Consider the following 11,594-nt stretch of genomic DNA (forward strand, 5'->3'; position numbering starts at 1 on the left):
GCTAACGTTATGAAGTCGTCATGCAAAGGGCAATCCAACACGCTGCGCAATGCGAAGGCTGATTCATTTGTTCTGAATCCGCTGGTTGCGGTGGCGTTGTCGCTCTTTGCGATAACCGCGAGCACGGCAAGCGTGGCGGCGGCAAACGAAGCGAATCAGGCGGTCGAATTCGACACGACTTTCCTGCAGCTCGATTCGAAAGAGCGCGTCGATATCGCGCGCTTCGCGCATGGCAACGTCGTATCGCCCGGCGTGTACGCCGTGGACATCTGGCTGAACGACATCCGCATCGCACGGCAGGAAGTGCGCTTCGCCGCGGCGAATGCGGGTGAAAGCGCGCGTGCTTGCCTGACGCGCCCCATGCTCGAACGCTTCGGCCTCGACTTCGCGAAGATTGCGGCGGATCGACCGCAAGACGCGAGCGCATTGGCCGGCGTCGAATGTATCGACCTGCCTGCAGCCGTTCCCGATGCAACGGTCGACTTCGATTTCTCCGAGCAGAAGCTCGTGCTCTCCGTGCCGCAAAAGTACATGCGCAACACGGCGCGCGGATACGTGTCGCCCGAGTTGTGGGACAAAGGCGTCAACGCGGCCTTTCTCAGCTATAACGCGAATGCGTACGACAGCCACAGCGGCGGCGCGCATTCGACGCAGTCGTATCTCGGCCTGAATGCGGGCGTGAACATCGGCGGATGGCACTTCAGGCATCAGTCGTCGTTGACGGCGGCGACCGGCCAGGCGACGCAGTTCGACAATATCGCCACTTACGTTCAGCACGATGTGCCGAAGCTCAAGGCGCAGGCGACGCTCGGCGACGCGCAAACGCCCGGCGACGTCTTCGACAGCGTGGCGTTTCGCGGCGCGCAACTGTCCACCGACGACCGCATGCTGCCCGAATCGCTGCGCGGCTATGCGCCGGTCGTGCGCGGCACGGCGGCGTCGAATGCGCGCGTGACGGTGCGTCAGGGCGGACAGGTGATCTACGAGACGAGCGTATCGCCCGGGCCTTTCGAAATTCGCGATCTGTACGCGACGGGATACGGCGGCGATCTCGACGTGACCGTCACGGAAGCCGATGGTCACGCGAAGAGCTTCACCGTGCCGTATGCATCGGTGGCGCAATCGTTGCGCCCCGGCACGACGCGCTTTGCCTTCACCGCCGGCCAGTTGCGCGACGACAGCCTGCAAATGAAGCCCGGCTTCACGCAGTTCACCGTGCAGCGCGGCCTGACCGATCTCATCACGGTATATGGCGGCGGCATTGCATCGAACGGCTATGCGGCGGCGAATGTCGGCGCTGCGCTGAATACGAAGTACGGCGCCTTCGCGGTTGACATCACCGGCGCGCGCACCGAGATTCCCGGCTATCAGACGATGCAGGGCAAGAGCCTGCATCTGGGCTACAGCAAGTTCTTCGATGCAACCGACACCAACTTCACACTCGGCGCGTACCGCTATTCGGACACGGGCTATCTCGGCTTCGCGGATGCGGCGCGCGTTCGCGACTACGCGGAGAACGGCGGCAACGTGATGGACCGTCAGCGGGGGCGCATGCAACTCACGGTCAATCAGCCGCTGAAGGACCACGGCTCCGTGTTCGCGACGGCGTCATCGCAACGTTACTGGAACCGGCCGGGGCGCGATGTGTTCTTCCAGGCGGGGTATTCGAACAGTTTCAAATACGGCACCTATAGCGTGACGGCCGGACGTTCCGTCAACGCCGACGGCACCTTGTCGAACGAAATCATGGTGAGCACGAGCATTCCGCTGGGTCATTCGCAACATGCGCCGCAACTGAGTCTGAACGCGAGCACCGGGCAGGGCGCATCGGGCATGCAGGCGAGCGTGAGCGGCGCCGCGGGTGAGCGCGATCAGTATTCGTACAACGTGTACGGCTCGGCGACGTCCGGCTCGAACGCGGGCGTGAATGCGAATGCCGGCGCGAGCGGCGTCTATCGCGCGCCGTATGCAACGGTGACGGCATCGGCGAGCGGCGGCGCGAATTCGTCGCAGATGTCGGCGGGCGTGAGCGGGTCGATCGTTGCGCATCCGGGCGGCGTGACCTTGTCGCAGACGGTCGGCGATACCTTCGCCATCGTCGAAGCGAAAGGGGCGCAAGGCGCGACGATTTCGAGCTCGAAAGACGTCAAGGTCGATTCGCGCGGTTATGCGGTCGTGCCGTATATGACGCCGTATGGCATGAACATGGTGGATATCGACCCGAAGGGCTCGTCCACCGATGTGGAGTTCCAGTCGACATCGGAAAGCGCGGCGCCGCGTCTGGGTTCGATCGTGATGCTCAAGTACAAGACCGTCACGGGCCGCGCCGCGTTGATCCGCGCGCCGCGGCTGGACGGCGAGCCGCTGCCGTTCGGTGCCGACGTGACGGATGGCGAAGGGCATGTCGTCGGCGTGGTGGCGCAGGACAGCCGCATCTTTGCGCGCGGTCTCGCGGACAAGGGCGCACTGCGGGTCAAGTGGGGCGACGGGGCCGGCGAGCAATGCAATATCGGGTACACGTTGTCCGCGAAAACAGGTCCGGACATGGGCTATGCCACGGTGCAATCAAAGTGTATTGATGGATGGCCGACCACGACCGCGGGCGATTCGGTGCACGAAGCGGGACAACGTGCCGGCGCGGGGGTGTAGGCGTTCGATCACTCAGGAAAGGCGAGATGAAACATAACAACGATGCCTGTTTTATCACCACGACGCGCGTGTATAACGACGCGGTTAGTGCGCTCCGTATCCTGGTCACGATCGTGCTCTCAGCAGCGGTGTCTCACGCTGCTGCCGACTCGGTCACGTTCCCCAGGTCCACGATGCCGGTTCTGTCGTTTCCTGCTTCGGTGTCGGCGGGACGGGATACGGCAGTCGGGACGCTTATCTCGAATCAAGTGACCGTTCCGGGGCTGGTGGCCAACACCACCTGTACCACGACCAAAAATGTCACGGTGACGGGCACGCTGGTTCCCGGATTCTCGAATGTCTATCAGTCCGGCGTGCCGGGCGTCGGCGTACGCTTCAATATCACGGGCTCTTGGAACAGCACCTTCGTCGCCGTGCCGATCTCGGAGTCTTTGCCGCCCATAAGCATAAACACGCAGTACTACACGCGGGCTGATCTGGTGGTGACCGGGCCGATCGGCAGCGGCAGTATCACGAACTGGCCAAGCATGAACGTTTCGTTTTCGGGACCCTGCATTTCGACTACGATGGCCACACAGCCCGTGACAGGAACAACCATCATCACGGGCAACACGTGCAGCGTCTCCACGCCGGCGCTCGAATTCAATCTTCCGAAAGCCTTCGCCAAAGATCTGCTCACCGCAGGCGCGACCACAGGAGACACGACCGTTCCGCTCGTGCTCGACTGTCCGGCAGGGGTCAAGGTCGCGATCACGATCACGGATTCCGTCAATTCGGCAAACCGCTCGACGGCGTTGGCGCTGGCCCCGGAATCGTCGGCATCCGGATTGGGCATCCAGATTCTGAACGGCTCGACCGCCATCGCGTTCGGCCCCGATTCGGCCGTAGCCGGCACCGTGAATCAATGGACGGCTGGCGCGGCGGCAGGCGGTCAGATGCAAATACCGCTCACGGCGCGCTACGTTCGCGCGGCCGGCACGCTCATTCCCGGCAGCGTGAAGGCAAAAGCCACGTTCACGATGTCGTATCAATAACGCGCGCATCGAGTTTGCGCAGCCGCGATTCAATATTTCGCGTTCCACCTTTTCCGATGCTGATCTGCCGCCTACACTTAAAGTAGTTTCTCAACTGCTTCGAAGGAGGCAACGATGAGAACGAGAACCCGCGAAGTCGTGCGCATGCTCGCGACATTCCGCCATTCGGCGCATTGCCGGCGCCTGCGTGCGGCTGCGGCGGCGCAGGAAGCGCGCGCCCTCGCCGACGAAGAATCACCGGACGAAGCGCAGGAGGACGAACGTGCGGAAACATCGGCGGCCGATGAACGGCTCGCGTCGCGCAAGCCGCATCGCGGCATGCACTGAGCGCCCGACCGCCGACCGCTATACGCGCGCCGAATTCCTGAAGGGCGAGAAGCGCCAGTGTCCGCTCGCGTCCTTCACCGCGATCGCGCCATGCTCGTGCAATACCTCGCCGATGGCGCCCGGCTTGATGTCGTCCGATATGCGGATGACGAGCAAGGTGCGTTGCGGCGCGCCGTCGTCGGTCGTGTGCGGCGCGGGCGGATGGCGTGGCAACGGCTCGTGCGGAACGAAGCGGTTACGCGCGCCGATCACGCCCTGATGCTCGCCGTGCGCGACGTATTCCGCGTCGTCTTCGTCGTGCGTGGGCGGCAGGAGCGCGTCGAGATTCATGTCGCCGCGTCCCGCTCTGTAAAGATGCGCATCGTCGCGTCGCAGGCCTGCAAGCTGCAATGCGCGAAGCGCGTCGTGTCCGTCCCGATAGGAGCCGAACACGCCAACTATGACCTGATTCATCGTCGCCCCCTCTGTCAGTCCGCCTTATCGCACGGACCAAGCAACAGATGTCTTCATGCGTATGATGCACGCTGTTCGATTTGTCATATGAACATCAGCAACACCCGTTCCCGCATGACAGTTTGAAAGTAGCAGGTCGATAAGCGGTTTTCCGCGGGTTGCGACCCCCACGGCTATCACCTAAAGTAACTGAGCTTCTTTTCCCGGAACCGTGCGTCGCGTGACGCGCTCTTCGCGAGGTTCGAATGACTGCGAAAGCCTGTGCTTGGGTGCTCATGCTGATGGCGGGCTCTGCGGCGGCGGCGCCTTGCTATAACGACGGCGATGTCGTCATGCTCGAAGGCACGGCGGCGCGCCAGGCCGCGCACGAAGGCGATGCGTCCGCGAAATCAGCGTGGGTGCTTTCGCTGTCGAGTCCGATCTGCGTGTTGAGCGCGGGCACGGGGCAGGGCGGGCGGCAGCAGTCGAACGTATCGGCGGTGCAGATCATCGACGCGACGCCGCCTGAGAACGCGCGCATCCAGCTTACGGGCAAGCTGGTGACGGGCAACGTCAGCGGTTATTACGCGGTGCCCACCGCGATCTGGGTGCTCAAGCAGCGTGTGCTTTCTGGACAATAAACGATAGACGATAGCGCCCGCGGTGCCCGCATGGGCCGTGCGCTTGAGTCCGGCAGAAGAACGAACGATCAGGCCGCTTTGGCGTGCGCGTGATAGCGCCAGTATTCGGCGACCACGATATGCAGCGGTTGATGATCGAGCTTGCGTTCCTCGGCGAAACGCAAGATGGCGTCCAGTTGCTGGCCGGTGCAGCGGATTCCCGCGCGGCGCGGCGCTGTCTGGTTTTTCTTGTGCGTGGTCATGGCAATCCTTTTCTAGGACCTTCCCCGACAGGGCAGGGTCGTTCGACGGGGCGACCCGTGCGCGCGAACACTGCCTGCTGCCACATTAAGCCGTAGGCGCGCTCGCGCCACTGGCTGTTAGCGCACATAGTCGTCAACACATACGCGATAGCGCAAAGCGCGCGCCTGGCGCACGCGGGGGCCATTCGCTTGCGAATCCGGAATAAAGGTGCCGGCCCGGCCGTTTAACACGGCATGAACCCGCGCTGGCATGGAGACGGGGCAAGTGGAGGAGAAAGCGTGTGAGCGCCGATCAGCGTGCGCAAGAAGAGCTCGCGCACATCGGGCGGATGATCGCGGAGCTTGAGCGCGTCGCGACGAGCCGACGCGCCGCGCCGATGCGTCCTGCCGTCATGCGGCAGGAATACTGGCAGCGGCGCATCGATGCATTGCTCGGCGCTTGCCCGAACGAGCCGCTGCGGCGCGATGCGGCTGCGCTGCGCGAGCGCCTGGCGGACGTGTTCGCCGAGGCCCATGAACGAGACACGGGGCACGCGGAGGAGCGTGTTGCGCGGGAGACCGGCGGCAGAAAATGAAACGAAGCCGCCGCGGCGTCATCATCCGGCCTGCTCGACGGGCGTCACGTCGACGCTGAGCTTCTGCGCGCCGCGCAGCACGGCGATCGTCACAGGCCGATCGATGCGCGACGCATCCAGCGTGCGCTGCAGGCCATCGACGCTATCGATGGCGATATCGTCCACCGCGACGATGCGATCGCCCGTGCGCAATCCGCCGAGCGCGGCCGGGCTGCCTTTCACGATCTCCATGACATGCACGCCGCTTGCCGCGCTCAGGCCGAAGAAGCGCTGCACGCGGCGCGAGATCGGCGTGGTCGTGCCCGCGACGCCGATATAGGCGCGCCGCACGCGCCCATGCGCGAAGATCTGCATGATGACCCACTTCGCCGTGTCGATCGCGGTGGCGAAGGAAATGGCCTGCGCGCCCGAAATGATCGCCGTGTTCACGCCGATCACGCGTCCCGCCGAATCGATGAGCGGGCCGCCCGAATTGCCGGGATTGAGCGCGGCATCGGTCTGGATGACGTCGTAGATCATGCGGCCCGAGGTCGAGCGCAGCGTGCGGCCGAGCGCGGACACGACGCCCGTCGTGACAGTCTGTGCAAGCCCGAGCGGGTTGCCGACGGCGATGGCGATCTGCCCGACGCGCAAGGCGCCCGAGCTGCCGAGTTCGACATGCGGCAAGGGTTCGGCCGAGCCGATGCGCAGCACCGCGAGATCGCTCGCGGGATCGTCGCCGACGAGATCGGCATCGAAGCGCGCGCCGTCCGCGAGCGTGACGGCGATATGCGTCGCGCCATGCACGACATGGCTATTGGTCAGCAGATAACCGTCCGGCGTGAAGATGAATCCCGAGCCCGTGCCGCCGACAGTACGGCGCGCGCCGCGCTGATCGGCGACCTGGCGCTCGACGGAGATGAAGACCACGGCTTGCTGCACGCGCTCCAGTGCGCCGATCACCGTGCGCGAATAGGCGTCGAGCAGCGCGGTGTCGTCGAGCGGGGCGGAGGGCGCGGCGTCCTGCGCGCCGCGCGCGAGGTCGTCGATGAATTGAGGCCGGCTTCCCATGTTGCTTGAACTCCCGATGTCTGGAAGCCGACATGCGGGCCGCCGCCGCCGATTTCAAGAGACCGTCGCGGCGGCGAGCAGCTTCATCGGCCCGAGCGATTCGACGATGCCGCGCTGCGCGTCGTCGCGCACGAAAAGCGAGCCGGCGAAGCCGAGCGCATTCACCGCGACGCCTTCGACATGCGGCACGCCGCGCGGCACCGCGAGCATCCAGCGGCGCGTGACGAGCAGGTTGTAAGGCGCGCTCTGATGCGCGACGCCCGCGACATCGAGCGCTTCCACGCCGATCGCTTTCATCAGGCGCAGATAGGTTGCGTGTGCGTGCGCTGCGTCGTGTCCTTCGAGAAAAGCGGCCGCATGGGCGAACGCCAGTTCGGGCGCGCGAAAGACGCCGTCCTTGCGCGCGGCGTCGAGATACGGCTCGATCGGCAGGGCGTCGCGCGCGTTCGAGTCGAGCGGCAAGGGCACCATTTGCAGATGCTTGTGCGGCTGGCTCGAACCGGCAATCGCGCCGCCGTTATAAAAGCCCAGGCCGTCGAAGCGGTTCAGGCAGGCGAACAGCGCGGCGAAATCCGCTTCACCGAGCAGGCATTCCTGCGGCTCGAAGTCCGTCGTCACGATCAGCAGATGATGCGCGAGCACGTTGAACTTGTTGAGCAACAGGAAATGCCGCGCGCCGATATCGCCGACACGCAACGCTTCCTCGCACGGCGAGAACGGATCGCGCCATTCGCTCGCGGCGTCCGCGGCCGATTTCGCCGCGAGCTTCGACGCCTGTTCCTTGCGCGCGAGATTCGCCGCCTGCCGCACGAGAAAGCGCACGCCACCGTCCTCGATCACGCTTTGCACGGTATCGAACGAACGCAGCGCGCCGCATGCGAGCGCGCGCCCGGTTTGCGCGACGACATCGGACCATGAAGGTGCGGTCATGTGCGCCATGCTTCTCCTTTGCCGAATTCGTACCGGTCGAGCGATGCAGCGTGCATCTCGATGCTGTAGCCCGGCGCGTGCGGCGGCATGTAGCGCCCGTTGCGGATCACGACGGGATCGAGGAAATGCTCGTGAAGATGATCGACGTATTCGAGCACGCGATTCTCGAGCGACCCCGACACGCAGATGTAATCGAACAGCGAAATATGCTGCACATACTCGCACAGGCCGACGCCGCCCGCATGCGGACACACCGGCACGCCGAACTTCGCGGCCATCAGAAGCACGATGAGCACTTCGTTCAGGCCGCCGAGACGGCAGCTATCGATCTGACAGAAGTCGATGGCTTCGGCCTGCAACAGTTGCTTGAAGATGACGCGGTTCTGGCAATGCTCGCCGGTCGCCACGCCGATCATCGGCGCGAGGCGCTTGCGGATGGCGGCATGCCCGAGCACGTCGTCGGGGCTCGTGGGCTCTTCGATCCACCACGGATCGAAGGCCGCGAGACGGCGCATGTTGGCAATGGCTTCATCGACTTCCCACACCTGATTCGCATCCATCATGAGCTTGCGGTCGGGGCCGATCTCCTCGCGCAAGATGCGTGCGCGCCGGATGTCTTCTTCGAGATTGCCGCCCACTTTCTGCTTGAAGTGCGTCCAGCCCGCCGCGACGCCTTCGCGCGCGAGCCGGCGGATCTTGTCGTCGTCGTAGCCGAGCCAGCCCGCCGATGTCGTGTAAGCGGGAAAGCCTTGCATGAGCATGTCCTCTTCGCGTTCGCCGCGCGTGGCTTGCAGGCGCTTGAGCAAGGCGAGCGCTTCCGATGGCGTGATCGCATCGGTCACGTAACGGAAGTCCAGACAGCGCACGAGTTCTTCCGGGCTCATATCGACGAGCAGCTTCCAGACGGGCTTCTTTTCGCTCTTGGCCCAGAGATCCCACACGGCGTTGACCACCGCCGCGGTGGCGAGATGAATCGCGCCTTTGTCCGGGCCGATCCAGCGCAATTGACTGTCCGACGTGAACGCGCGCCAGAAGCCGCCCATGTCCGCGGCGATGTCTTCGATCGTTCTGCCTGCGACGAGCGGCGCGAGCGCCTCGACGGCCGCAACGACGACTTCGGTGCCGCGCCCGATGGTAAACGTGAGGCCATGACCGGCGAGTCCGGGCGCATCGGTTTCGAGTATCACGTAGGCGGCGGAGTAGTCGGGCGCGGCGTTCATCGCGTCCGAGCCGTCGAGCGAACGCGAAGTGGGAAAGCGGATATCGCGCACGGAGAGCTTCGTGATGCGGGTCATCTTCATCTCCTCCAAAAGTGGCGTGACGGCTTCAGATGCTGAGAATCAAGGGGTTTATCGACATTGACAACCCGTGTTTCGCCTCCTAGCCTGCTAGCATGTTAGTGCGAAATCCGGGGCGGCGTGAGCTCATCGACGAATGAAAACAGTCTTGCCGCCGACCCGTATCGCGCATTGCCTCGATTGCACGGTTCGGAGCGCGGCAGCCTCACCGACGCGGTCGAGGAAGCCTTGCGCGCGGCCATCGTCAATCTCGCGCTGGAGCCGGGCATGATGATCGACAAGCTCGCGGTGTGCGAGCGCATGGGCGTGTCGCGCTTTCCGGTTTCGTCCGCGCTGGCCAAGCTCGCGGCGGCGGGTCTCGTCGAAGTATTGCCGCAACGCGGCACGCGCGTCATGCCGATCGTCATGCACGATATACGCCAGCATCTCTTCATACGCAGCGCGCTCGAAGTGGAGACCGTTCGCACGCTGGCCGTTGCGTGCGATGCAACCACGCTCGATGCGCTCGACGCCAATCTCGAGCGCGAACACGATGCGGTGCAGCAAGGCCTGCGCCGCGAGTTTCATGTGCTCGATCTCGCGTTTCATGCGCTGCTGCTCGATGCAATCGACCTGCCGCGCGTGAAGGAGATCGTCGCGGCCTCGCGCAACGCGCTCGATCGCGCGCGCCGGCTGATGGCGAGTCCCGAGCGGCACGCGCATACGCTCGCGGAGCACAGGCGCATTGCCGATGCCATCCGCAAGCGTGACGGCGAGGCCGCCGCGCGCGCGATGCACGATCACCTCGATGAAGTCGTCGCGGAACTGCGGCGCTTTTCGGCTGAAAGACCGGACCTGTTCAGGGAGTAGAAGACAAGAAAGAACCCAGCGTGATCAACCGCAATGGAGGAGACACACAATGAACCTGTTCAAGCAAGCGGGCGCCGTGGCGGCGCTCGCGGCGGCCTGCTGTGCCGCATCGCCCGCGATGGCCGCCGATGACTTCAAGGGCGTGACCGTCAACGTGATGACTTTCGTCGGCCCGCAGATCGCCGAGCCGCTGCAACGCCGCGCGCCCGAGTTCGAAAAGCTGACGGGCGCGAAGGTGAACGTGCTGACGGTGCCGTTCTCCGATCTCTATCAGAAGCTCCTGACGGACTGGGCGTCCGGCACGAATTCCGTCGATGCCGCCGTGTTCGCGCCGCAATGGATGGTCGACTACACCAAGGGCGCGTTTCTCGAAGACCTGACGCAGCGCGTCGCGAAAGACGCGGCGCTGAAGGAAGACGACGTGATGCCGTTCTTCGTCGACTTCTCGCAGAAGTACAACGGCAAGACCTATCTGGTCGCGCTCGACGGCGACTTTCAGATGGTCTATTACCGCACCGATATTCTGAAGCAGCTCGGCAAGGAGCCGCCGAAGACGTGGGACGATTATCTCGACATCGCCAAGGCCGCGAACGGCAAGGCCTTCGGCGGCGACGGCAAGCCGGTCGCGGGCTCGTGCATTTCGAAGAAGCGCAATGCGCAGGCGTATTGGGCGATCATTTCCATTGCGGGCGGCTATCTGCAATCGAAGGGCACCGCGCAGGGCGCATTCTTCGATCCGCGCAACTTCAAGTCGCTCGTGAACAACGACGGCTTCAAGGAAGCCTTGCGCATCTACAAGGAATCGACGAGCTACGGCCCGCCCAACGAAATCAATCTCGATGTCGGCGATACGCGCAGCGCGTTCATCTCCGGCCATTGCGCCCTGACGCTCGACTGGGGCGATATCGGCGTGCTCGCTATCGATCCGAAGCAATCGAAAGTGATCGACAAGGTCGGCGCGGTGATTCTGCCCGGCTCGCGCAAGGTGCTCGATCGCGATACGGGCAAGCTCGTGCCGTGCGATAAAACCACGTGTCCCTACGCAATCGACGGCGTGAATCATGCGCCGTTCGCCGCGTTCGGCGGCTGGTCGGGCGGCATCAATGCGAAGGCGAAGCCAAAGGTCAAGGACGCGGCCTATGCGTTCCTTTCGTTCATGAGCCAGCCGGCACAGTCGAACGTGGATGTGACGATCGGCGCATCGGGCTTCAATCCATACCGGCGCTCGCAGTTCACGGACATGTCGGCATGGAAGAAGGCGGGCATGAGCGATGCCGCGGCGAAGTCCTATCTCGGCGCGATTCAACAGAGCCTGCAAAGCCCGAACATGATCATCGATTTGCGCATTCCGCAGAATCAGCGCTACGAGCAGGTGGTGCTCGACACGGCGGTGGCGCGCTTCGTCGCGGGCGAACTCGATGCCGACGCAACCATGAAAGCCATCGACAGCGGCTGGAGCGAGATCACCGACGATCTCGGCAAGGACACCCAGTTGCGCGCATACAAGGCGTCGATCGGCGCGAAGTGATGTTGTCACGCGGCGCGGATCGTGGTCCGCGCCGTCATG

At 64.0% G+C, this 11,594-nt stretch carries 12 protein-coding genes; 7 read left to right on the forward strand and 5 right to left on the reverse strand.

Annotated elements, in window-relative coordinates; all coding sequences use genetic code 11:
• Positions 1-9 precede the first annotated feature (9 nt).
• The 3 genes from AWB70_RS15465 (at position 10) to AWB70_RS15475 (ending at position 4,010) form a co-directional block, all read left to right on the forward strand.
• Positions 10-2,649, forward strand: a complete 2,640-nt coding sequence (locus AWB70_RS15465; protein WP_053569098.1) for a fimbria/pilus outer membrane usher protein — start codon at positions 10-12, stop codon at positions 2,647-2,649.
• A gap of 26 nt (positions 2,650-2,675) precedes the next feature.
• Complete coding sequence (locus AWB70_RS15470; protein ID WP_053569099.1) at positions 2,676-3,683, forward strand: fimbrial protein; 1,008 nt, start codon at positions 2,676-2,678, stop codon at positions 3,681-3,683.
• Between the two features lie 114 nt (positions 3,684-3,797).
• Positions 3,798-4,010, forward strand: a complete 213-nt coding sequence (locus AWB70_RS15475; protein ID WP_053569100.1) for a hypothetical protein — start codon at positions 3,798-3,800, stop codon at positions 4,008-4,010.
• Between the two features lie 18 nt (positions 4,011-4,028).
• Here the strand turns inward: AWB70_RS15475 and AWB70_RS15480 are convergent, their stop codons facing one another.
• A complete protein-coding gene (locus AWB70_RS15480) occupies positions 4,029-4,463 on the reverse strand; it encodes a hypothetical protein (RefSeq protein WP_053569101.1) in 435 nt (144 codons plus the stop codon).
• Between the two features lie 245 nt (positions 4,464-4,708).
• Here AWB70_RS15480 and AWB70_RS15485 point away from each other — a divergent pair, with 245 nt between their 5' ends.
• Positions 4,709-5,083, forward strand: a complete 375-nt coding sequence (locus tag AWB70_RS15485) for a hypothetical protein (RefSeq protein ID WP_232355506.1) — start codon at positions 4,709-4,711, stop codon at positions 5,081-5,083.
• Between the two features lie 68 nt (positions 5,084-5,151).
• Here the strand turns inward: AWB70_RS15485 and AWB70_RS38735 are convergent, their stop codons facing one another.
• Complete coding sequence (locus AWB70_RS38735) at positions 5,152-5,325, reverse strand: hypothetical protein (protein ID WP_156903116.1); 174 nt, start codon at positions 5,323-5,325, stop codon at positions 5,152-5,154.
• Positions 5,326-5,606: 281 nt separating this feature from the next.
• On the opposite strand from AWB70_RS38735, the gene AWB70_RS15490 reads away from it, so the two are divergent.
• Positions 5,607-5,900 (forward strand): hypothetical protein, encoded by a 294-nt coding sequence (locus AWB70_RS15490; protein ID WP_045453534.1) that lies wholly within the window; start codon positions 5,607-5,609, stop codon positions 5,898-5,900.
• 21 nt (positions 5,901-5,921) lie between these two features.
• Here AWB70_RS15490 and AWB70_RS15495 read toward each other — a convergent pair whose 3' ends face one another.
• The 3 genes from AWB70_RS15495 to AWB70_RS15505 are packed head-to-tail and all read right to left on the reverse strand — an operon-like array spanning position 5,922 to position 9,175.
• A complete protein-coding gene (locus AWB70_RS15495; protein ID WP_045453537.1) occupies positions 5,922-6,950 on the reverse strand; it encodes a S1C family serine protease in 1,029 nt (342 codons plus the stop codon).
• Positions 6,951-7,004: 54 nt separating this feature from the next.
• Positions 7,005-7,889, reverse strand: a complete 885-nt coding sequence (locus AWB70_RS15500; protein WP_053569102.1) for an ATP adenylyltransferase family protein — start codon at positions 7,887-7,889, stop codon at positions 7,005-7,007.
• Positions 7,877-9,175, reverse strand: coding sequence for an L-fuconate dehydratase (locus tag AWB70_RS15505; RefSeq protein ID WP_053569103.1), 1,299 nt, complete (start codon positions 9,173-9,175; stop codon positions 7,877-7,879). The genes AWB70_RS15500 and AWB70_RS15505 overlap by 13 nt, the downstream gene beginning before the upstream one ends.
• A 123-nt stretch (positions 9,176-9,298) precedes the next feature.
• Between AWB70_RS15505 and AWB70_RS15510 the strand changes: the two genes are divergently transcribed.
• On the forward strand, positions 9,299-10,027 hold the full coding sequence (locus AWB70_RS15510; RefSeq protein WP_235024262.1) for a GntR family transcriptional regulator: 729 nt from the start codon (positions 9,299-9,301) through the stop codon (positions 10,025-10,027).
• A gap of 49 nt (positions 10,028-10,076) precedes the next feature.
• Positions 10,077-11,555 (forward strand): extracellular solute-binding protein, encoded by a 1,479-nt coding sequence (locus AWB70_RS15515; protein WP_053569105.1) that lies wholly within the window; start codon positions 10,077-10,079, stop codon positions 11,553-11,555.
• Positions 11,556-11,594 lie beyond the last annotated feature (39 nt).

This window comes from Caballeronia cordobensis, from assembly GCF_001544575.2.
Lineage (GTDB): Bacteria > Pseudomonadota > Gammaproteobacteria > Burkholderiales > Burkholderiaceae > Caballeronia > Caballeronia cordobensis.